This is a genomic window from Paenibacillus sp. FSL M7-0896, from assembly GCF_037975415.1.
In the GTDB taxonomy this organism is placed as follows: Bacteria; Bacillota; Bacilli; order Paenibacillales; family Paenibacillaceae; genus Paenibacillus_AQ; species Paenibacillus_AQ silagei.
Map to the genome: position 1 here is coordinate 1,120,621 of NZ_CP150250.1, position 21,146 is coordinate 1,141,766.

20 protein-coding genes are annotated in these 21,146 nt (G+C 56.3%); 13 read left to right on the forward strand and 7 right to left on the reverse strand.

Going from position 1 to position 21,146, the window contains the following annotated elements; translation table 11 throughout:
• The first annotated feature begins 108 nt into the window (after positions 1-108).
• Positions 109-741: a YigZ family protein gene (locus MKY12_RS04770; RefSeq protein WP_209876642.1), complete on the forward strand. Its 633-nt coding sequence runs from the start codon at positions 109-111 to the stop codon at positions 739-741.
• 3 nt (positions 742-744) lie between these two features.
• Positions 745-1,326 carry a TetR/AcrR family transcriptional regulator gene (locus tag MKY12_RS04775; protein WP_339254268.1) on the forward strand — a complete coding sequence of 194 codons (582 nt, stop codon included), beginning with the start codon at positions 745-747 and terminating at the stop codon, positions 1,324-1,326.
• 144 nt (positions 1,327-1,470) lie between these two features.
• Here the strand turns inward: MKY12_RS04775 and MKY12_RS04780 are convergent, their stop codons facing one another.
• Positions 1,471-1,872 (reverse strand): secondary thiamine-phosphate synthase enzyme YjbQ, encoded by a 402-nt coding sequence (locus MKY12_RS04780; protein WP_339257323.1) that lies wholly within the window; start codon positions 1,870-1,872, stop codon positions 1,471-1,473.
• A 194-nt stretch (positions 1,873-2,066) separates the two neighbouring features.
• Between MKY12_RS04780 and cysT the strand changes: the two genes are divergently transcribed.
• The 5 genes from cysT (at position 2,067) to MKY12_RS04805 (ending at position 6,828) form a co-directional block, all read left to right on the forward strand.
• Entirely contained in the window at positions 2,067-2,882 is an 816-nt protein-coding gene (gene cysT / locus MKY12_RS04785) for a sulfate ABC transporter permease subunit CysT (RefSeq protein WP_036727564.1), read from the forward strand.
• Positions 2,879-3,676, forward strand: coding sequence for a sulfate ABC transporter permease subunit (locus MKY12_RS04790; protein ID WP_036727565.1), 798 nt, complete (start codon positions 2,879-2,881; stop codon positions 3,674-3,676). The genes cysT and MKY12_RS04790 overlap by 4 nt, the downstream gene beginning before the upstream one ends.
• Positions 3,677-3,678: 2 nt before the next feature.
• Positions 3,679-4,743, forward strand: a complete 1,065-nt coding sequence (gene cysA, locus MKY12_RS04795; RefSeq protein ID WP_036727567.1) for a sulfate ABC transporter ATP-binding protein — start codon at positions 3,679-3,681, stop codon at positions 4,741-4,743.
• Positions 4,744-4,772: 29 nt separating this feature from the next.
• Positions 4,773-5,846, forward strand: coding sequence for a sulfate ABC transporter substrate-binding protein (locus MKY12_RS04800; RefSeq protein ID WP_339254270.1), 1,074 nt, complete (start codon positions 4,773-4,775; stop codon positions 5,844-5,846).
• Between the two features lie 199 nt (positions 5,847-6,045).
• Positions 6,046-6,828: an MBL fold metallo-hydrolase gene (locus MKY12_RS04805; RefSeq protein WP_036727571.1), complete on the forward strand. Its 783-nt coding sequence runs from the start codon at positions 6,046-6,048 to the stop codon at positions 6,826-6,828.
• Between the two features lie 185 nt (positions 6,829-7,013).
• Here MKY12_RS04805 and MKY12_RS04810 read toward each other — a convergent pair whose 3' ends face one another.
• Positions 7,014-7,991 (reverse strand): SDR family oxidoreductase, encoded by a 978-nt coding sequence (locus MKY12_RS04810; RefSeq protein WP_036727572.1) that lies wholly within the window; start codon positions 7,989-7,991, stop codon positions 7,014-7,016.
• Between the two features lie 210 nt (positions 7,992-8,201).
• The gene (locus MKY12_RS04815) at positions 8,202-9,140 is read right to left on the reverse strand and encodes an AraC family transcriptional regulator (RefSeq protein WP_235191956.1); all 939 of its coding nucleotides are present in this window, start codon (positions 9,138-9,140) and stop codon (positions 8,202-8,204) included.
• Positions 9,141-9,617: 477 nt separating this feature from the next.
• Between MKY12_RS04815 and MKY12_RS04820 the strand changes: the two genes are divergently transcribed.
• Entirely contained in the window at positions 9,618-11,375 is a 1,758-nt protein-coding gene (locus MKY12_RS04820; protein ID WP_339313079.1) for an ABC transporter ATP-binding protein, read from the forward strand.
• Between the two features lie 9 nt (positions 11,376-11,384).
• Here the strand turns inward: MKY12_RS04820 and MKY12_RS04825 are convergent, their stop codons facing one another.
• From MKY12_RS04825 to MKY12_RS04835, 3 genes are all read right to left on the reverse strand, one after another.
• Positions 11,385-11,741, reverse strand: coding sequence for a hypothetical protein (locus MKY12_RS04825; protein ID WP_339313080.1), 357 nt, complete (start codon positions 11,739-11,741; stop codon positions 11,385-11,387).
• Between the two features lie 197 nt (positions 11,742-11,938).
• Complete coding sequence (locus MKY12_RS04830; RefSeq protein WP_209876570.1) at positions 11,939-12,751, reverse strand: Cof-type HAD-IIB family hydrolase; 813 nt, start codon at positions 12,749-12,751, stop codon at positions 11,939-11,941.
• A gap of 141 nt (positions 12,752-12,892) precedes the next feature.
• Positions 12,893-13,804, reverse strand: coding sequence for a DMT family transporter (locus tag MKY12_RS04835; protein WP_036727588.1), 912 nt, complete (start codon positions 13,802-13,804; stop codon positions 12,893-12,895).
• 231 nt (positions 13,805-14,035) lie between these two features.
• On the opposite strand from MKY12_RS04835, the gene MKY12_RS04840 reads away from it, so the two are divergent.
• Positions 14,036-14,746, forward strand: coding sequence for a metal-dependent hydrolase (locus MKY12_RS04840; protein WP_036727589.1), 711 nt, complete (start codon positions 14,036-14,038; stop codon positions 14,744-14,746).
• A gap of 88 nt (positions 14,747-14,834) precedes the next feature.
• Here MKY12_RS04840 and MKY12_RS04845 read toward each other — a convergent pair whose 3' ends face one another.
• Positions 14,835-15,839, reverse strand: coding sequence for a lipoate--protein ligase (locus MKY12_RS04845; RefSeq protein ID WP_339313081.1), 1,005 nt, complete (start codon positions 15,837-15,839; stop codon positions 14,835-14,837).
• Positions 15,840-16,591: 752 nt separating this feature from the next.
• On the opposite strand from MKY12_RS04845, the gene cobD reads away from it, so the two are divergent.
• From cobD to MKY12_RS04865, 4 genes are all read left to right on the forward strand, one after another.
• Entirely contained in the window at positions 16,592-17,683 is a 1,092-nt protein-coding gene (gene cobD, locus MKY12_RS04850; RefSeq protein WP_339314781.1) for a threonine-phosphate decarboxylase CobD, read from the forward strand.
• Positions 17,684-17,757: 74 nt separating this feature from the next.
• Positions 17,758-18,768 carry an adenosylcobinamide amidohydrolase gene (locus MKY12_RS04855; RefSeq protein WP_339313082.1) on the forward strand — a complete coding sequence of 337 codons (1,011 nt, stop codon included), beginning with the start codon at positions 17,758-17,760 and terminating at the stop codon, positions 18,766-18,768.
• A 40-nt stretch (positions 18,769-18,808) separates the two neighbouring features.
• Entirely contained in the window at positions 18,809-19,765 is a 957-nt protein-coding gene (gene cbiB / locus MKY12_RS04860; RefSeq protein ID WP_339254288.1) for an adenosylcobinamide-phosphate synthase CbiB, read from the forward strand.
• A gap of 95 nt (positions 19,766-19,860) precedes the next feature.
• A complete protein-coding gene (locus MKY12_RS04865) occupies positions 19,861-20,604 on the forward strand; it encodes a histidine phosphatase family protein (protein WP_339254290.1) in 744 nt (247 codons plus the stop codon).
• The last annotated feature ends 542 nt before the right edge of the window (positions 20,605-21,146 follow it).

The following is a 21,146-nucleotide window of genomic DNA, read 5'->3' on the forward strand; positions in this document are numbered from 1 at the left end:
TCATTCATAGTAAAGTAAGTCATCAGGGAGCAGTCCATAGGTAACCACTACCAGGGCTGCTCCTAATATATATCAAGTCATCACATGCAAAGTAAGGAATGGACAACAATGCTGGAACAATACAGGACGGTACGTACCCCCGGCTCGCGGGAGGTCGTAATCCGTAAATCACGCTTCATCGGGCATGTTATGCCGGTGGAGAACGAGGAAGAAGCTGTGCAATTTATCGATTCGATCAAGAAGCAGCACTGGAATGCTACGCATAACTGCTCTGCTTATATGATCGGGGAGAGGGATGAGATCCAGAGACAGTCGGATGACGGGGAACCGAGTGGAACGGCCGGGAAACCGATTTTGGAAGTAATCCGCAGCCAACAGGTGAAGAATGTCGCTATTGTAGTTACCCGTTATTTCGGAGGCATTATGCTGGGTGCAGGCGGGCTGATTCGGGCCTATACCGATGGCGCTGTACTGGCGCTGGAAGCCGGAGAGGTCATTACACGTGTGCTGAGACGGGAGGTATTCGTGGAAATCGAGTACACCTGGCTGGGCAAGGTGGAGAATGCACTGCGGGGCCGGAATATCCAGACCGGAGAGACTTTGTTTACGGATAAAGTTACACTGCTGTGTCTTCCGCGTAATGATGAAGGTGACGCATTTATCGCATGGATAACCGATCTTACGGAGGGGCAATCCCTCGTTACGGAAGGGCGGCGGCTTTACTACAGCGAAGGGGAATAGATTATGGCAAGAAGAGCAGTGGAACAGGAGTTGTCGAGAGAAAGAATTCTGGAGGCGGCGAGGCATCTTTTCATCACCAAAGGGTACCGTGCCATTTCGATGCGCAGCATTGGTCAGCACCTGGGTTATAGCCACGGCTCCCTGTATTACCATTTCAAAGAGAAGGCCGAACTTTTCTACGCCATTGTAGTTGAGGATTTCAATCATGTGGCTTCGCTGCTGAATCAAGCAATGACCTCTCCGCCTGAAGAGGGAATGACCCGGGTGGAGCAGCTGATTATGGAGTTCATCCGGTTCGGGCTGAACCATCCGTATCAGTATGAGATCATGTTCATGATCCGCGACGAAGAGCTGCTGGCGTATTGTCGGGCAGAACAGGGCCGATGTTTCGAGTTATTTGCAAGCATTGTCCGCCGTCATATGAAGGAAGAGGGATATGTATCGGAGGACTGGCAGAACGTGCCGTTGACCTTATTCTTATCGGCTCACGGATTCATTTCGTATTATATTCAGGATAAAGTGTTGTTTGAAGATGTGAAGGAAGCCGCCCTGACACATGTCAAGGTATTAAGCCGCAGTTTATAAAAAGCTGTTTTTTTTAACAGCTCGTACTTTAGAGCGTTGCATTGGTATAACTTTGCATGGTGAAAGTGTTACAGGAACTATAAATTGTATAGAGAGCAGCTTCGCGGTCCATGCGCAGCTGCTCTTCTACAAGGGCAGGCAGTGCTAGCCTTCCATAATTTTGAGGTGGCACTGGCGTTGCCTTGGACCATCGAACTCGCAAAAATAGATGCCCTGCCAGCGGCCCAGCAGCACAGCCCCTTCATGAACAATCAGGGTCTGCGAAGGACCGGCCGTAATGGATTTCAGGTGGGAAGCCGTATTGCCCTCGGCATGGCGGTATTTAGGATGCTCCCAGGGATAGACCTCATCCAGACACATCAACACATCACGCTTCACATCAGGATCGGCGTTCTCGTTAATCGCAATCCCTGCGGTGGTGTGCGGGCAATAGACAATCAGCAGTCCGTTAAGAACTCCGCTATTCTTCACATAAGCCTGAACCTCGCGGGTAATATCCCGCATTTCATCCCGTTTGCTGGTGGTGATCTCCATAGTATGAAGCATCATGAACAGCCCCTCTCTGGTTTGGATATAACAAGTGCTACTTATACTTTAACCCAAAAACTAACAAAGTAATTGACGGCAGCAAGCGGTATTTGGTAAAGTAGGAATAACTTTAAACCAAGTATATTAATAGGAATAATCAAACCTTAAAGTCGAGTATACCGACCGGTTATCCGGAGGTGGGAGGTTGACCATTGAATTCGCTGATCAGGCACAAGGGCTGGACCTGGGGATTTAGATCAACGGTTGTACTGTATTTCGTCATTCTGATTGTGCTTCCGATCCTTGGGGTCTATTACAATTCATTCTCATCCGGGCTCGGAAGCTTCACTGAAAGTGTGAGCGATCCGATTGCCTGGAAGTCGGTCCTGTTAACACTCAAACTGGCGGTCATTGCGGCTCTTACGAATGTGCTGCTGGGCACGATGATCGCCTGGGTCCTTATCCGTTATAAGTTCCGGGGCAGGGCGCTGCTGAACAGCCTTGTTGATCTCCCGTTTGCCCTGCCAACTGCGGTTGGCGGACTGATGATTCTGCTGCTGCTGGGCCCGGGAAGCCTGATTGGGGGCCTTGCGGAATCGCTGGGCTTCACGATTGTTTTTCACCAGCCTGCCATTGTGATTGCCATGGTCTTCGTCACATTCCCCTTCGTCATCCGGGCGGTGCAGCCGCTGCTGGAGGAGCTGGACGCTTCGGAAGAAGAGGCAGCCTATACGATGGGAGCGAAGCCCAGCAGGGTCTTCCTACAGGTGATCTTGCCGTCTATGGCACCTGGCATGATCGGCGGCGGGATGCTGGCCTTCTCGCGGGCGCTCGCTGAATTCGGTGCGGTAGTTCTCGTGGCAGGCAATATTCCGGGGCGAACGCTGGTGTCTTCTGTTTATATTTTCGGTGAGGTCGAAAGTGATAATCCGGCGGGAGCTGCCGCGGTGTCGATCATTCTGTTGACCTTATCCTTCCTGATTCTCTGGCTGATCAGCCTCATGCAGATGCGGGGGAGAAGATCATGAGAAGATTGTGGATTGCACTGACCTACCTCGTGTTCTTCGTCCTGATTGCAGCTCCGCTTGGCAGGATGACAATGGGGGCCTTCAGCGAAGGCTGGAGCGGCTTCTGGAACGCCCTGACCCGGCCCGAGGCGCTGCATGCGCTGCTGATGACCGGATATGTTGTAGTGGTTGTGACGCTGCTGAATACGCTGTTTGGGATCATGACGGCCCTGTATCTGGTACGGGCGAACTGGCTGGGCCGGCGCCTCAAAAGCCTGCTGAACAGCATCGTGGATCTGCCTTATGCGGTATCGCCGGTTATCGGAGGGCTGATGATCGTTCTGCTGCTCGGGCCGGACAGTGCGCTGGGTGCGTTGTTTGAGCAAATTGGAGTGAAGATTGTGTATGCTTTTCCGGGAATGGTGATTGCTACGCTGTTCGTCACGTTCCCGCTAATGGTGCGTGAGGTGATGCCGGTACTGCAAGAGATCGGGTCCCAGCAGGAAGAGGCCGCGTCCACACTTGGCGCATATGGCTGGACGACCTTCTGGAAGGTGACCTGGCCTTCAATCCGCTGGGCGGTCATCTATGGAGTGATTCTGACGGTGGCCCGCTCACTGGGTGAGTTCGGTGCGGTGCTCGTCGTCTCAGGCAATATTATGAACCGGACCCAGACGGCCACCACACTGGTCTATCAGGATGTCGAGAATTTCAATGTTACGGCTGCGGGCGGGATAGCACTGGTGCTGGCCGCATTCTCCGCAGGACTGCTGCTGCTTATGGAATGGAGCAAGAGAAGAAAGGGAGGGCACTAATTATGCATGTAGAGGTCCGGGGACTCGATAAGCATTTTGGCGATTTTCATGCGGTGAAGGATGTCCATTTCGGCATTACCAAAGGCCATCTGATTGGGCTGCTTGGCCCAAGCGGCGGCGGCAAAACCTCGATCCTGCGGATGCTGGCGGGCCTTGAGACGCCGGACAGCGGCGAGATTATTTTCCACGGCCGGGCGGTGAACCATCTTCCGCCGCAGGAGCGTGAGATCGGCTTTGTCTTCCAGAACTATGCGCTGTTCAAGCATATGACGGTGTTCGAGAATATCGCCTTCGGCCTGAAAGTCAAGAAAGCTAGTAAGTCAGTCATCCGTGACCGTGTCACCGAGCTGGTGGAGCTGACCGGACTGAAGGGCTTCGAGAGCCGGTATCCGCATCAGCTGTCCGGGGGGCAGCGCCAGCGGGTGGCTTTTGCCCGGGCGCTGGCCCCTGAGCCGCAGCTGCTGCTGCTGGATGAGCCGTTCGCGGCGATTGATGCGAAGATCCGCCAGGAGTTGCGTTCCTGGCTGCGGGAGCTGATCGAACGTGTCGGGATCACCTCAATCTTCGTCACCCACGACCAGGATGAGGCGATTGAAGTTGCGGATGAGATTATGATCATTAACCAGGGGCGGCTGGAGCAGAAGGGTACGCCTTGGGATATCTATAAAGAGCCGAAGACACCGTTCGTGGCAACCTTCATCGGGGAATCGACGCTGATCGGGAGTGCTTCCGAGCTGAAGGGCTTCGAAGGCGCAGGCGGCGGTAAGCCGACCAAGGCGCTGATCCGTCCGGAATATATTGAGGTGGGCCATCTGCATGAATTCAAAATAGCTTCGGCCACGGAGCAGGGCGTTGTGAAGCATCTGCATTTCCGCGGCAGTGAATGGCTGGTGGAGGTTGAGATCAATGGACATAAGCTGGTCACCTACCGCTCTCTGGAGAAAGAAACGCTGACTCCGGGCCAGGAAATATCTGTGCTGGTACACCGCGCCTACCTGTTCAATGAGGAACGGAGCTGGATTCAGGAGAATGGGCTGAAGAAAGATCCGATGCCTGTATTTATCTAAAAAATAAATGAGTGGGATGTGTCGCCGGTATGTGGCTTATCAGAAGGAGCAGACAACTGCACGGATGGCTGACGGTCTTACTGCTGGCGGTGTTCGCCCTGACCGCTGCCGGCTGCGGGAATGAGCAGCCGGATGCAGGAGAGGGAGGTGCGCCGCCGCAGGGAGATCTAACGCTTGTGGTGGGCGCCTACAGCGTGGTGAAGGATGCCATGGGCGAGATTCTCCCCGGGTTCGCGGAAAAGTGGAAGGCGGATACCGGTCAAACTATCGTATTCCAGCAGTCCTATGAAGCTTCAGGCACTCAGGCGAGGGCAATTGCCGGCGGCTTCGAGGCGGATGTCACGCTGCTTGCCATGGAAGGCGATATCGGGAAGCTGGTCAAGGCGGGCCTTGTGGAGAAGGACTGGAAGCAGCGAGGCGGCGAGGCGGGCATGGTGACGCGGTCGGTTGTGGCCCTGGGAACGCGGGAGGGCAATCCGAAGGGGATTCATGATTTTGCCGATCTGGCGAAGCCGGGGGTGAAGGTGCTCTACCCTAATCCGAAGACCTCCGGCGGTGCCCAGTGGGACATCAACGCGATCTACGGGGCCGGCCTGAAGCGTTCTGAGGAGCAGGAGGGGGTGAAGGACCCTGCGGCTGCCAAGGCCTTCCTGGAGAGCATACACAGGAACGTCGAATCTCTGGATAAAAGCGGGCGGGCCTCCATGGCTGCCTTCGAGTACGGCGTAGGCGATGTGATCGTCACTTATGAGAATGAGCTGCTGGCGCGGATTGCAGAGGGTGTGAAGTATGAGGTGGTCATCCCGAAGAATACGATTCTGATCGAGAATCCTGCGGCCGTGGTGGATAAATACGCAGATAAGCACGGTACCCGTGCGGCCGCAGAAGCGCTGGTCGATTATCTGACGACGCCTGAGGCGCAGGAGATATTCGCCAAGTTCGGCTTCCGTCCCGTGAACCAGCAGGTCTATGCGGCACATGAGAGCCAGTATCCGGTTCCTGCCGGGTTGTTCGATATCAGCTATCTTGGCGGCTGGGAGGAAGTCCGCACCACGCTGTACTCCAAGCGGGGCATATGGTATCAGGTGCTGGCCGGGATCTAGGCGGGTAGAGGAGACGGAAGAGGATTAGAAGACACCTGCTTAGTGTGGAGTGCGAAGGATTAAGAGAGCTGTTCTCCGGCCGGATCAGGCTGAAGGGCAGCTCTTTACTGTCTTACAGGCCGGGGTGCAAAGGACCGGCTCCTGTTCTATAATGAACTGACGGATATTCGAGAAAAAAGATGATGAGGTGGGCAGGCATATGGATACATTAGTGTTCCTCGGAACAGGGGATGCCATGGGCGTACCCCGGGTCTACTGTGATTGTGAGACCTGTACGGAAGCAAGAACCACCGGGCGCAATAACCGCCTGCGTTCTTCTGTGCTTATAGATAACGGCAGCGGCTTCCTGGCGATTGACTGCGGACCGGACTGGCGGAGACAGATGGAGCTGCAGGGGCACCGCACCATGAAGCGTCTGCTCGTGACACATGCGCATTTCGATCATATCGGCGGGCTGCCGGAATGGGCAGACAGCTGCCGCTGGATGGGCTTCCGGGGAGAGCTGTACGCTCCGGCGGAGGTCATTCCCGTCATCCAGCGCCAATACCCGTGGCTCAGCGGGCATATCGACATGATCCCTTGCGATGACGGCATTACGCTGGATGGCTGGCAGATTAGCACATGGCGGGTGAACCATGGCAAGAATGGTTACTCCTATGCCTACAGGCTGGAGAAGGAGGAATATATCTGGGTGTACTGCCCGGACTCAATCTCTCTGACCACGGAGGAAACCAGGCGTATGCATGGAGCGGATCTGCTGGTGCTGGGAACCAGCTTTTATTACGAGGCAGCTGAGTTATCCACCCGCTCTGTGTATGATATGACCGAAGCCGCCGACCTGCTGGAGACCGTTCAGCCGCGCCGCGCGGTCTACACGCATATGTCGCATGATATCAATCTGGAGAAGGATTATATTCTGCCGGAGAAGGTTACGCTGGCCGTTACAGGGATGAGGCTTCCGCTGTGCCGGGAGCAGATCTGAGTATTGAAGGGAAGCAACAGGTTCACGGATAACCCAAAAAGGAGCTTTCCAGAAAGTTAGTTTGTACTGACTTTTTGGAAGGCTCTTGCTCGTTGTTTAGGAATTATGATGTTCTTTTGTGGGGATGGGCTCCATGCTCCATAGCCAGTAACTTTGTTCTTTGTACGATCATTTATGGGGTTTGCTTAACGCAGCGATTGGCCTGTAAAATAATCACCCTGTGCGATTTCGGCCAGCAGGCCGCGCTCCTGCGGGTTCCAGCCGAAACGCTCGCGGGTCAATGCTGAAGACACGGGATTGTCGGTCGAGACAAACGGGCCCAGCCAGCCGAAATACGAAGCGGCTTCTTCCATTTGTATCTGCTTGGATGGCACACTCGCCTGCCGCGCAATCGCTTCCGCAATCTGCCTGAAGGGCAAGCCTTCTTCCCCGGCAGCATGGAGCCGCGTGCCCGCCGGAGCCTGCTCTACGGCCAGCCTGAATAGACGCGCCGCATCAAGCCGGTGTACGGCGGGCCAATGATTGGTCCCTTGCCCGATATAGGCGGCAGCGCCCTTGGATCTTGCGGCCCGGATCAGGGAGGGCAGCAGGCCGCCTTGGTCGCCGTTGCCGTATACGATCGGCGGCAGACGTACCAGCGATGCCCTGACGCCGGATCCGGCAAGTGCGAGCACAGCCTTCTCCGACGCCACCCGTCCTCCTCCGATAGATGAGGCATCTCCTGCATCCTCCTCGGTCGCCAGCCTTCCGGGAGTGAGCGTCATAGTGGGGATCGCAATTACAAGCGCTCCAGACCGCCCGGACTGCCCGGCTCCCAATGCCTGAATGGCGCGGCAATCCGTGCCGACTGCTGCTGCCATGAAACGTGCCGCCGCCCGCCCCGGACTTCCGCCCAGCATAATCCGCATTTTTGCCGGCAGGCCGGCATGGGAGAACTTATGATAGAATGCCGTATGCACAACTGCATCGGCCTGAGCTGCTTCCCGGCGCAAAAGCTCTGTGTTCTCAATAGAGCCGCGAACAGCTCTCGTTCCAGCCGCCTCCAGCCGCTCGGCCGCTTCCTTGGAGCGTACCAGCCCGGCCACTTCATGTCCGCCCTCAAGCAGTTCCCGGACCACTGCCGACCCGATAAAGCCGCTTGCTCCCGTTACAAAAATCCGCATTCCGGTATCCTCCTTGTAGAATCAAGCCTCTAAATCCCTGTACAAAGCAGCTTGTTCCAACGATGATTTCCGCTTCGCCGCTTGGCTTATCCGGATAAGATCAGTATAGACGGCCCGATACCCTTTCATTTGACTGTTCTGCTTGATTTCTTGCCCGATTCAACGGAAAAGCCCCCCGTTGACAAGATCGGAGGGCTTGTTGGGTAGCATTCAGGAGATGAGGCCCGATTTCCACTTGGCGATATCCCGGCTCGGCGGATTGCCGAAGAAGCGGCTGTAATCCCGGCTGAACTGGGAATCGCTGATATATCCGACCAGTTGGCTCGCCGTGGTAATATCCCGCCCGCCGGACAGCATCAGCCGCCGCGCTTCCTGCAGCCTTAGCGCTTTCTGGTACTGGAGCGGGCTCATGGAGGTCACCGACTTGAAATATTCGCGGAAGGAGGACTCGCTGAGATGGACCATGTCTGCCAGCTCGGCAATTCTCAGCGATTCGGCGAAGTGGGTCCGCAGCCAGTCGATCGCTTTGGCGACGCGCTGGACATCCGAGCCGGCCAGCATGGTCTCGGCCACATAGACCCCGATGGGACTGCGCAGCAGCCGGATGAAAATCTCATCCGCCGCAAGCGAGGCCAGCAGGCCGTTGTCGCCGGATTCGTCCAGGCATGCGACCAGCCTGGCTACCGCGCCGATCAAGGCCGGTTCACCTTCCAGCACATAGCTTGCGCTGCGCTTGCCGATCTTCGGCAGGCCGTTCGGGAAGACCTGAGGGATAAGCGCAGCGATTCTGCGCGGATCGAGATAGACGCCCACGCCGAGGAACGGTTCCGAAGCGCTTGCCTGAATCGTCTGCATGCGGATGGGCACCGCTACGGGAGCAACCAGAATGCGCGAGCCGCTGTATTCGGAAGTGGCTTCGCCGATCTTGATCATTTTGGTGCCCTGGGCGGCAATGCCCACCGTCGGCCACTGCATCGTGTACATGTAATCGGACGGCTCTGTTCTGGAGTAGCGGTTGAAATACAATCCTTGTATCGCTGTCTCGGCAGTCCCGTCACGTGTAACATGAGCCTCGATCAGCCGGGCCAGCCGGAGCGTTTCCTGCCGTGTTTGCTCTTCTGCTACTACCTCCATATGTGTTTTGGCCATGACCATTCATCCTCTCTTAACGATCCATACTTTGTGCAAGTATACAATACTCTCCCCCATATTTCCCCCAAGTGATCACCAAGCATCCGCAATGATTTCCGCATAACCCCCGCATAACTCCGCAGTGTCTTTTGAAGCTACAGCGTTCATTTTCTTCAGGACTCTTACAATGTATTTCAGCCCTAAGACCGATACGGGAATCCGCCCCCCGCCGCTGGGGCCCTTGCCAGGGGTCTAGTACACTAGTGGCATCGGAGCCGCAGAGAGTGAGCCCACGACGGGGCTGACTTCCAGTTTTATGAATATGATGCGTATATTTCTTTATTTTCAAAAAGAGAAGGAGGTACTATACTAAAACGATGTGCCAGTGGGGATGGCATTCTCCACAAAAGCACCCGTGAGCCGGACGGGAAACTCCACGACAGCAAGGTATATGCCAAGGTGCGGGGTGCGGAATTCTAAAGAGGAGCTGATGTTGTGAGAAAGAAAGGTGCTTTTGCCAGATTAAGTACATACATGCTTAGACATAAGCTGATTTATGCCGTGTTGCTGTTGGTGACGTTATTCAGTATTGTGCTCGATCTTACGATGGCCTGGTTCCTGGCCCGGATTACGGATGCTGCTGTCCGGCTGGATGTGGAGGCGTTCAAGGGACTTACCTGGTTCGGGATTCTATTCTTGCTGGTTACGGGATTGAATACCTTCGTCAGTGCGTATCTCAAGACCAATGTATCGGCCAAAATCAGAAATGAGCTGCGCCAGGACATGATGGGGCATACGCTGGCCTTGCCGCAGTCTTATTTCGACCGCAATCATTCCGGTGATTTGTTGTCCCGGTTCACGAATGACAATCAATCGGTCGGTGAAGCCTGCGGGCAGGTGATCCTGGATCTGCTGCGCAACCCGCTGCTGGCAATTGCCTCCTTCGGCTATCTGCTCTATATTAACTGGCTGCTGGCGCTGATCTGCCTGTCCATCGGGCCGCTGCTGTTCCTGACCGGTAAAATCTTCGGCAATGCGATGCGCATCAACAGTGTGCGGGTGCAGGAAAGTATGAGCCGGACTACGGCTTTTCTGAACGATATTCTGGGCAGCAGTATGGTGTTCAAGGCATTCTCCATGGAGCGCAGGCTGCAGAAGCAATATGTTGGCTACAGTGAGGATATTGCCTCAGGAGAGAAAAAGAAAGCGAGAATCGAAGGAGCCACCGGAGCGATCTCCTCCTTGCTGGGGAATCTGACCTTCCTGCTGGCTCTGGTGATTGCCGGGTGGTTCGTGGCGAATGGAAGACTTGAGGTCGGGGCGATGATTGCCTTCATTCAGCTGATGAATTATCTGGTTGGGCCGTTCTCGTCCCTGCCGGGCCTGGTCGCTTCCATGCAGCAGTCGCTGGGTGCGGCGGAGCGGATCTTCGAGGTGATGGATGCGCCTGCTGAGGTTGAGGTGCTGCCTGAGGTCCAGGCGGAGCTGCCGGGGTTCGGGGAGCTTCAGCTCGCAGAGGTGTCATTTAGCTATCCGGGCAGTGAGAAGCAGAGCCTTAATAAGGTCAGTCTGGAGCTGGCACGCGGCCAGCAAATGGCCGTAGTAGGTCCGAGCGGCGGCGGGAAATCCACCCTGTTCAAGCTGCTGCTGGGCTTCTACCAGACGGATGCAGGTGAGGTTGCGATCAACGGCCGTCCGATCAGCGGAATACCGCTGGCAGAGCTGCGCAGCTACTTCGCCTATGTGCCTCAGGAGTCGGGCCTATATTCCGGGAGCATCCGGGACAATATCGAGAGCGGCAAGCCCGGTGCGTCAGACGAAGAGATTATCGAGGTGCTGCGTCAGGCGAATGCGTACGAGTTCGTGACGGAGCTGCCGGAAGGTATACACACGGATATTGGCGAGCATGGCTCCCGGTTATCCGGCGGGCAGAGACAGCGGCTGTCCATTGCCAGAGCGATGCTCAAAAATGCGCCGATTCTGCTGCTGGATGAAGCTACGGCTGCCCTCGACAATGAGTCGGAGCGAATGGTCCAGCAGGCGATCCGTAAGCTGATGAAGGATAAGACAACGCTTGTGATCGCTCACCGGCTCTCAACGATCCAGAATGCCGATGTCATCCTGGTGATGGAGAACGGGGAGATTGTGGAGCGGGGCGGACATGAGGAGCTGCTTGCGGCGGAGGGACGGTACTCGGATCTGTATCATTCCCAGCTTGAGCAGGAGGCGGCGGAGGAACTCTTAGCCCTATAGCCTAGCTTCTTAGAGAGTATCCATGGCCTGGATGACCTGTCCGAGCGCCTTCAATCTTCTGTCCAAAAGCGTCCGCTGCGGGCTCCCGGCCTTAGACTTAGCATAACTGGATTCTACGGATGGGGTTAACCCGAGAAGAACATGACGGGCTTCTGCCAGCTCGGCAGGGGGATAAGAGAGCGGCTTCTGATTCCAGACATGGTCCAGAACAGCTAACCCGATGTGCATAGCATTTAGGCGTTTCTGAACCAGAGTTGTGCTGGTGCCCCTGTGTGTCATCTGGGTTAAGGCGCTCTCAAGCTTACGGATTGTCGATTGTATAGAGGCTATGGATTGCAGTTGTTCCTCATTCGAAATCTCTTCCATGAAGGCACTTCCTTTCTACTTAGTATAAAAGGGTGGCGCACCGCAGTTCGTATCATGAACCTGCGGGGGGCCACCCTTTTTGGAAAGATAATTTAGATGTTCTGGGGTCCCCGCAAAGTACCTGAATATACATCGAAGCTAAAGCCCCACTTTGTGGGGTTATTTAGCATAAGATGTTCTGCTGTTGTTGCAGCAGCTTATGCTTCTTGACCTGCGTTAAGAATGAATTTATCAATGGCGTATTTCACGCCGTCCTCATTGTTGCTGAGGGTAACGAAATCGGCAATTTCCTTCAAGGCTGGAATGGCGTTCGCCATTGCGACACCGAGGCCGGCAGCTTCAAGCATCTCATGATCGTTCCAGGAATCGCCTACAGCGATGGTCTCGGACAGGTCGCAGCCGAAATGCTTAGCCAGGAATTCAAGCGCCAGGCCTTTGGTGCCTTCATGGTGCATGATTTCCAGGAAATGCGGCTTGGACTTCGTAATATGAACCGAATCGCCGAGCAGGCTGCGCAGGATCGGGGACAGCTCATCGAGGAAGTCCGGATCGTCGATGATGAGCATTTTTGGTGTCTTTTGCGGAACGAGCTTCGCTTCCCAATCCGGTTCAATGTAGTACTGTGTCCCGTTCAGGGTGGAATAATCGATCAGCTTCTGGTTCTCTTCACGGGCATACAGCTTGTCGTCAATGTAAGTCTGCAGGTGCAGATCATGCTCCACACAATACTGGAACAGCTTGCGCACCGCGTCCTGCGGCACATAACGCTCATAGAGCACTGCTTCATCGAGCAGATTCTTCACCAGTGCGCCCTGATAGGTGATGATGGGCACGTTCAGACCGGTCTGGCGGGCAATCGCCTGGGCGGAAGCATAAGCGCGTCCGGTAGCCAGAGTAACTACTACGCCAGCGGCTACAGCCTGCTCCAGCGCGGTTTGGGTGGCAGGGGTCACTTCCTTGTCGTCATTAATCAGGGTATCGTCAATATCAATGGCAATCAATTTGTACATTTGGGTTCTCTCCTAAGTGGTAAGTTGTAGTCCGGTTATCCGCTGAAGCTTCTATAGGAAGGGTAACGGAAGAACGGCTCTTTGTCTGTAGTAATGGAACTTATTAACGTTAATCTGGTAAAAGGGTCCGCAGATTCCGGCTCAGCCCTCCGCCTGCGTTCCTGACGGCGCGGGGCTGAGCTCCGCCAGCAGCATAGCGGCCAGAATGCAGCCGCAGCCGAGCAGCGCGGATCCGCCCAGCGTCTCTCCGCCGAAGAGCAGGCCGGTGACGGCAGCGAACACCGGCTCCATGGCATAGATGATCGCCACCCGGGACGGGGTGGTGTACTTCTGGCAGGCCGTCTGAATCCAGAAGGCGAAGGCGCTGGTCGGGCCGATGGAGATCAGCATAGCAGAGAGCACCTCCGGCTGGCGGAGCAGCTCTCCGCTATGCAGCAGCGGGCCGCTTCCATCCACGAGCAGGGAGGCGGCGATGCTGAGCAGGCCTACGAAGCCAAGCTGAAGCGCCGCCAGCGGGAGGGCCGGATAACGCGGTGCGTATCTGCCGGTATACGCGATCTGCAGCGCAAAAGCCACGGCGCAGAGCAGAATCAGGCCATCGCCCTTATTCAGGGAGAAGGCAGAGCCGGTAAAGGTCAGCAGATACAAGCCCCCCGCTGCAAGCCCGGCGCTCAGCCAGGTATATCTGGAGATGGCCGTCTTCAGCAGTGCCAGAGACAGGAACGGCACCAGCACCACCGACAGCCCGGTGATAAATCCCGTGTTGGAGGTGGTGGTGTACAGCAGCCCGACGGTCTGGAAGCCGTAGCCGAGGAACAGGAAGAGGCCCAGCAGCAGGGCATGCATCACCATGCGTAAGCTCAGCTTACGCCATTCCTGGCGGTAGAAGACAGCGGTAATCAAGGCCAGCAGCACGGCGGCACCTGTAAACCGGATGCTGTTAAAAGCAAGTGGTGGCAGCACCCGCACGGCAGACTGCACGATCAGAAACGTGCATCCCCACATCATCGCCACCAGTAGCAGACTTAGATCGGCGATTCGGGAGCGATTCACAGGGTTCATCCTTTCAGGGCCAGTTGAGTTGTCCAAATTGTATCCTAAAACAGGGGGCAGGACAAGCCGAAACTGTGCGGCATCCTTGGCCCTGCGGGCGTGAAGAGCCTGGAAACTACATATAAGCTGGACAAAAAAGGAAAGCCTTGGTATACTTCGGTAACCGCACACCTGTTCTTATTTCAAGACATCCAGAAGCATTTATACTTTCATCTAAGGAGCGGATTCACCATGATGGGCAAATCCCATTTAGTTATCAGCACCGGGGTTACCCTGTCCGCCATGAGCCTGCTAGGGCATGCTATTACCCTTCCTGCTGTTGCTGTCGCCGTCGTCAGCTCGCTGCTGCCCGATATCGACGAGCCGAATTCCATGCTGGTACGCAAGGCCGTGCCGGAGTTTTTGCTGCGTATTCTGCAGGTGTCGCTGATCGGAGCGGGCATTTATCTTTATTTTGCCGGGATAGCGGAGCCGCCCTGGAATATCGCACTGGCGCTGCTGGTGGGCAGCGTATCCTTCCTGCCCAGCCGCAGGCTGCGGCATCTGGTGATGCTGCTGATTGCGCTGGCTTTGTTTGCTTTTGCCGATGCCTATGATCCATGGAACTATATCGCCGCCTGTGTGCTGGTCGTAGCTTCCATAGTTCCTCACCGGGGAATCACGCATACGCTGTATGCCGTTGCCGGATGGGGCGCGCTGCTGTACTTCGTCTCCCTTGACATGAATGACGGCGGCAGCCTGTGGATTGCCGGGAGCCTGTCCTACGGACTGCATCTCCTCGCCGACTCCCTGACCCAGCGCGGGATCACCCCGCTGCCTCCGATTCCATTTAAGCTGCGGCTGAAGCTGATGAGCACTGGCACGAAGAAGGGCAACGCGGTGGAGAAAGTATGCGTGATGCTTACGCTGGCGCTGGTGTTGTATGTGTTCGTGCTTGTATAGCAGCGAACCCGGCAAGCATACGAAGGCAAAGAACCCCACTAGCTCTGCGCAGGACGCGGCAGGTTAGCGGGGTTCTTTTTATATAAAGCTATTCCTCAAGAAACACAAGTCCGATGAAGTCCTCCGGCTCAATACGGCCGAAGTAATGCTTCAGATCGAGATCAGCCAGCGCCTGGCGGACCTCGGCTTCCTCATAACGCTTGCCGCGCAGCGCGTTCTCCACATCTGCCACATCGCCGACGCCGAAGAAGTCGCCGTAGATTTTGATCTCCCGGATGACCGAATCTTCAATATCCATGCGGATATCCACGAGCCCTGCCGGGAATTTGCGGGTATGCTTCACGTTGCTCTTAGGCGAAAGACCGTAATTCCAGTCCCAATTCTGGTAATGCTCCTTGGAGATTTCATTGATCCGCACCCAATCGTCCATGGTCAGCTTGTACTGCGGAACGTCAGCGGCCTCCATCCCGAAGATGGAACGCAGCAGCCCTTCGCGGAATTGTTCAATCGTCATGTCAGGATTGCCCAGCAGCTCCTTGATATTGGCGACCCGGCTGCGGACCGACTTGGTGCTCTTCGACTTGAACTTCTCTGGATTCACGTTCAAGGAAGCCTGGACATCATCCAGATTCAGATCGAACATCAGGGTTCCGTGACTGAACATGCGTCCGCGTGTGGAGAATTGAGCGTTGCCGGAGATTTTCTGCTCCCCGACCTGAAGATCATTGCGTCCGCTCAGCTCGGCATTCACGCCCATAGACTTCAGATAGTCGATGACCGGCTGGGTGAATTTCAGGAAGTTGTGGAAGGACTGGCCGTCATCCCTGGTAATGAAGCTGAAGTTGAGGTTGCCGAGATCATGATACACAGCGCCGCCGCCGGACAACCGCCGTACGACCTGAATGTTGTTGTCCTTTACATACTCCTGGTTGATCTCCTCGATCGTATTCTGATGCTTGCCGATGATGATCGACGGGCTGTTAATATAGAAGAGCAGGTAGCTCTCGTCCATCGGCAGGTTTTTGAGCGCAAACTCCTCAATGGCCAGATTGATCGATGCGTCTGTAATTCCGGTATTATCGATAAAAAGCATTCGTGATTCCTCCGCGTGACCATAGTAAACTGCTGTACTTATTCTAAACTAAAAGAGAGATTTCTTCAAAACGGAACGGGAATGGCGGGTGGAGGGGCGGGAGCTATTGGCGGGTAGGATGGGGGAATAAGATGAATTGGCATGGGTGGCGGATTGAAACGGTTGACGGATGAGTGTCTGAGCAGCATGAACAGGTGCGGCATGTATATAGCAGTTAAATGTATTTCGTGCAACTAAAGGATGGGAAATCAGCGGGTTTATCCGTTTAAATGCACTTTGTACAATTAAAAATAGGAGATGCTGCTATTATTTGAGATAGGGTTAGTTTTAGATGTACAAACTGCAATTAAAACGCACTCCGCGTGAATATCGGTCCCTTTAGTTGTACAAAGTGCAGTTAGAGTATTCGCAGTTCGCACCGGCCGTCACAAATAGCATCAGCCTTGAGATCAAGTCGGGGTTACGGGGCTATGCAGAAAGTTTACGGGTTCAAGGCAGGGTGCATAGGCGATATAGCATTGACGAATTTCCGGGAATTGGCCAATAATTGGGAGAACGGCGTTGGAGCTATGGATTAGTATAGCGGGCCTTACATAGAATTGAATGAACTGATAGAGCTTGAATGGACTATGAATAGTGTGGACAGGGAGGATCTATGATGGGAAAATATGGACACGGAAGATATATAGGACTGGAAAGATGGACGCGGCGGATATATACAATGGGGAAATATGGACATGGAGGCTATACATATGCTTGAAAAATACGGCCACGGCGGTGATCTGCTGACCGCCGCCGAGTTATACGGGGACAGCGGCAGCGGCTTCCTGGATTTCAGCGCCAATATTAACCCTCTGGGTCCGCCGCCTGGTGTGCTGGAACTGCTGCGGGATGCGGTCTCCGCGATCACCGCATACCCCGATCCGGGTCACCGCAGGCTGAAGGCGCTGCTGGCGGAGGAACTGGGTCTCGGCACGGAGTGGATTACCGTGGCGAACGGGGCAGCAGAGTCGATGGCGCTGCTGCTGCTGGCGGTGGCTCCGCGCCGGGTGGGCATCGTGGAGCCGTGCTTCTCCGAGTACCGCCAGCTCGCGGAGCAGTTCGGTGCGGAGGTCTTGTCCGTTCAGGGGACCAGCCGGACGGATTACCGGGCTGCCGTGGACAGCATCTCCGGCCTGCTGGAACAGGTCGATCTGCTGTTCCTCGGCCAGCCCAATAATCCGAACGGCGTCCAGTATCCGCTGGACGCGCTGCGGCAGCTCGCGCAGCAGGCGGAGGCCTGCGGGACGGTGTTGGCGGTGGATGAAGCGTTCATCGACTTCATCCCGGAAGCGGACCGGCAATCTCTGCTGCCGGAGCTTGGGGCTTACCGTCATACGGTGCTGGTGCGCTCGATGACGAAGTTTTTTGCTATTCCGGGGCTGCGGCTGGGCTTCACTGCCGCGCATCCGGCTCTTGCCGCGGCCATGAGCGGCAAGCAGGTGACCTGGAGCGTGAACGGCCTGGCGCTGCTGGCCGGGGAAGCTTGCCTGCGCTGCGGCGACGGCTACGGGCAGGAGACGCGCGCGCTGATCGCAGCCGAGCGGCAGCGGCTGCGGGAGGGCTTGCTTGAGCTCGGCTGCGGCGTGCCGCCGGGCGAAGCGAACTTCCTGCTGCTGCGGCTGCCCGCTCCGTGGAGCGCGCAGGAGATGCAGCAGCGCCTGGGTGCGCGCGGCATCCTCGTCCGCAGCTGCGCGATGTACCCCGGCCTTGAAGCCGGGCATATCCGCGTCGCGGTCAAGGGCCGCGTAGACAACGACCGTCTGCTGCGGCAGATGGGGGAGCTGCTGCGGGCGGGATTGTGAGCAAGAACGGCGGCAGTGCAGGCTGCGAGCGCGCGAAGAGGGCTAATCGGAGCGAACGGAGAGGAGCGAAGGATATGAAGGAAGCAAAGGAAGTGCAGGAAGCGAAGGTAGCGGAGGTAAAGCTGCCCTTTAAGGCCGAAGACGGGGAAAAGACGTACCGCAGTAAGGTGTGGCCCGGGCTGACGCTGGAATGGCGGGAGGGCCATCTGCTGCTGGAGTTTCCGGCTGAAGCGGATAGTATATCGAGTGCAGTATATGGTGGAGGCGCGGGGCGTCTGAAACGTGCGGTGAACCAATACGTCAGCAGGGACTACGAATGCAGCAATCCGGTGCAGGATCTGGAAAACAAGCTTCAGGAGTGGGGCTACCCGCTGGAAGGCTGTGCGGGCCTGATGACAGCAGTTCCGCTGGAGCACGCCGCTGTTGCCGAGGAGGATACGGGATCAGCGGGGATTTTCTGCTGCGTAACAGCGGCTGCGGGCAATGCTGCCCGGGCCGGGTCGCAGCGCAGCGTGCTGGCAGCCTACCGCGCGGGCACAATCAATATTATGCTCGGCATCGACGGCTGGCTGTCCCAGTCAGCCATGGTCAACGCGGTGATGACCGCCACCGAAGCGAAGGCGGCGGCGCTGACAGATCTCGGAATTGTGGATTCCGAGAATGGGCTTGGCGCAACCGGAACCACTACGGATGCCATTGTGATTGCGGTGAGCGGAAGCCGCCGCTATGCTGCGGAGCATGTATATGCCGGGACGGCGACCGACCTCGGCGGAGCCATTGGCAGACTGGTGTACAGCGCGGTGACGGAGAGCCTGCGTTCGGTGAAGGCAGCGCAATCCGAGAGCAGGGCAGAGGCGGAAGCATTGCAGGCTGTACACGGAGTAAACTCGGAAGCATCGCAGGCAAAGCAAGGAGTACACGCGGGAGCGTTACAGGCTGCACATGGGGGGCACGCTGAGGTATCGCAGGTTGGGCACGGAGTACAAGCGGATGTGTTACAGAAAGCATACGGAGTACACGCGGAAGCTTCACAGGATGCACGGTCTGCTCAGCCTCATGCCGCTCAGAGCGGCGGCCGGGAATGACGAACACGGACTGCTATACAGAGCGGCGGGGTGAGCCAAGGTGAAGCTTGCTATCATCCTGCTCTCTGCTTATATTGTGGACCGGGTGGTTGGTGATCCGCGCAGCCTGCCCCATCCGGTTATTTACATAGGGAAGGTCATTAGTGCTCTGGAGCGGGGGATTCGCCGCTTCGCCTCAGCTCCAAGTGCTCTGAAGCGGGCCGGTATTCTTCTTCCGCTGCTGGTGGCGGGCGGCGCTTGGGCGCTGACCGCGCTGCTTGTTATGCTGCTCGCCCGCCTGTCTCCCTGGCTTGCCGAAGTCTGGCTGATCTCGACCACCATCGCCTCCAAGGGATTGAAGGATGCAGGCATGGCAGTATACACCGAGCTGCGTTCAGGAGATATTCCCGCCGCGCGCCGGGCGCTGGGGATGATCGTGGGCCGGGATACGGCTCATCTGGACAGCCCGGAGATTGTGCGCGGTACGGTGGAGACGGTCGCAGAGAATATCGTCGATGCGATCATCTCTCCGCTGTTCTTCGCCCTGCTGGGCGGGGCGCCGCTGGCCATGGCTTACCGTGCGGTGAACACGCTGGATTCCATGGTCGGCTACAAGAACGATAAATACCGCGACCTCGGCTGGGCATCGGCCCGCTTGGACGATGTCGCCAACTACATACCGGCGCGGTTGACCGCACTGCTCTTAACCTTATGTGCTGCGCTCCTGCGGCTGGAATGGCGGAGATGCTGGCGCACCGTGCGCCGGGATGCCCGCCTTCATCCCAGTCCAAACAGCGGCTACCCGGAATCGGCAGTTGCCGGGGCCCTCGGCATCCGGCTGGGCGGCGAGAATGTATACCATGGCATCGTCTCCTTCCGCGCTTACATGGGTGATCCGCTGCGGACGATGGAGCCGGAGGATATTATTGTGACTTCGCGGATGATGATGTGGTCATCCGCAATATTTGTCTGCATCTGTGCAGCCGTTGCCCTGCTATGGCACGGGATCGGGGGCTGAGCGGGGTGAAAGCTGACCATTGCCAAGCAGAATGGAGTGGAGGTTCTCCTCGGGGAAATTCCAGCGCGCCAAGAAACCTGTTACAGCCAGTGCAAATGGAACTGGTGCTGCTGCGTCACGGCTATACGCAGTGGAACAAGGAGCGGCGCTATTTAGGCAGGACAGATCTCCCACTGCTACCGGGGGAAGCGCATCGGCTTGCTGATCTTCGGTTGCAGTCTGCACTTAGCGGGGAATTTCAGCAAGTCTATTGCAGCGACCTGCGCCGGTGCCGAGAGACTCTAACAATCCTGACTCCGCACCTGGAGCAGAAGGCGGTCTATGATTCCCGGATGCGGGAGATGGATTTCGGTGCCTGGGAAGGCTGCACCTATGAGCAGCTACAGGATAATGGACATTACCGCAACTGGATCGATCATCCCGAATCGGTAACGCCGCCGGAAGGGGAGTCATGGGAGGACTTCACGGGCCGGGTGGAGGCTGTCTGGGGTCAACTCCAGCGGGAAGCAGAGCTAGGAATTGAAGCAAGAGCAGAGACAGACGCAACAGGGTCTGTTGCTGCGCTGCCAGGTGCGGATTCGGCAAGCCGAGAAGAGTGCGTCCAAGGAAGAGATATGCCAAAGACCACAGCACGGGAGCTAGAGTCAAAGCAGGCACCCGTGGTTTATCGTGTGCTATTGGTGACCCACGGCGGTGTCATCCGGCAGCTGCTGGCGCGGATCATCGAAGGCGTGACATTCTATACCGCAGCAGCACCGGCTCCAGGTGAGGTTACGGTCCTGCATCTGCGGAAGGTTGGAGGAAGCTGGCGGATGGCAGCGGAGAATGCTAACGGGTGAATGTGGCGTAACTACTAACGCTGACGATTCCACTATCGCAGATACTGAAGATTCCGCTAACGAATACGCTATCGCTAACGAGATACTGACGATTTCCCTGACGATAACGCAACCGCTGATGATTCCGTGCAACTGCTAACGGGTGAGTTGCACTATGTACATCAGATTGGTCTAATAACCGTGCCAAAACACGTTCTACTGTATTTCCTGCAACAGAATATCAGCAATTGCCCCCATAACGGGCAAAATCCAAATTTCTAATGTACATAATGCAGCAGAACACGAAAAAGTGTCAATATACGCTAATCTGACTGTACAAAATACAATAGAACCCTCAGGAGAGCCCCCGAATGGTGTCTAGAGCCAACTGGTATAATCACATCATGTCCCTGTCCCGCCGCACCCGTCGTTTAGGTCCCATGTGGGTACTCGTAGTAGCACATTAGCATTCCGGTCCCATGCGGGCACTCGCAGTATTATATCTGGAACGGCTGGTCCCGGGAGCATTGGCAGCCTCTCATCAGACATTCCGTTCTCAACAG

Excerpts from the sequence above, each read along its gene's own strand:
- MKY12_RS04845 (WP_339313081.1), bottom strand. The coding sequence starts at position 15,839 with ATGCTTTTTATCGATAATACCGGAATTACAGACGCATCGATCAATCTG.
- MKY12_RS04780 (WP_339257323.1), bottom strand. The coding sequence starts at position 1,872 with ATGCTTCATACTATGGAGATCACCACCAGCAAACGGGATGAAATGCGG.
- MKY12_RS04800 (WP_339254270.1), top strand. The coding sequence starts at position 4,773 with ATGTGGCTTATCAGAAGGAGCAGACAACTGCACGGATGGCTGACGGTC.
- MKY12_RS04805 (WP_036727571.1), top strand. The coding sequence starts at position 6,046 with ATGGATACATTAGTGTTCCTCGGAACAGGGGATGCCATGGGCGTACCC.
- MKY12_RS04865 (WP_339254290.1), top strand. The coding sequence starts at position 19,861 with ATGGAACTGGTGCTGCTGCGTCACGGCTATACGCAGTGGAACAAGGAG.
- MKY12_RS04840 (WP_036727589.1), top strand. The coding sequence starts at position 14,036 with ATGATGGGCAAATCCCATTTAGTTATCAGCACCGGGGTTACCCTGTCC.
- cysA (WP_036727567.1), top strand. The coding sequence starts at position 3,679 with ATGCATGTAGAGGTCCGGGGACTCGATAAGCATTTTGGCGATTTTCAT.
- MKY12_RS04775 (WP_339254268.1), top strand. The coding sequence starts at position 745 with ATGGCAAGAAGAGCAGTGGAACAGGAGTTGTCGAGAGAAAGAATTCTG.
- MKY12_RS04855 (WP_339313082.1), top strand. The coding sequence starts at position 17,758 with ATGAAGGAAGCAAAGGAAGTGCAGGAAGCGAAGGTAGCGGAGGTAAAG.
- MKY12_RS04825 (WP_339313080.1), bottom strand. The coding sequence starts at position 11,741 with ATGGAAGAGATTTCGAATGAGGAACAACTGCAATCCATAGCCTCTATA.
- MKY12_RS04770 (WP_209876642.1), top strand. The coding sequence starts at position 109 with ATGCTGGAACAATACAGGACGGTACGTACCCCCGGCTCGCGGGAGGTC.
- MKY12_RS04830 (WP_209876570.1), bottom strand. The coding sequence starts at position 12,751 with ATGTACAAATTGATTGCCATTGATATTGACGATACCCTGATTAATGAC.
- MKY12_RS04790 (WP_036727565.1), top strand. The coding sequence starts at position 2,879 with ATGAGAAGATTGTGGATTGCACTGACCTACCTCGTGTTCTTCGTCCTG.
- cobD (WP_339314781.1), top strand. The coding sequence starts at position 16,592 with ATGCTTGAAAAATACGGCCACGGCGGTGATCTGCTGACCGCCGCCGAG.
- MKY12_RS04815 (WP_235191956.1), bottom strand. The coding sequence starts at position 9,140 with ATGGCCAAAACACATATGGAGGTAGTAGCAGAAGAGCAAACACGGCAG.
- MKY12_RS04810 (WP_036727572.1), bottom strand. The coding sequence starts at position 7,991 with ATGCGGATTTTTGTAACGGGAGCAAGCGGCTTTATCGGGTCGGCAGTG.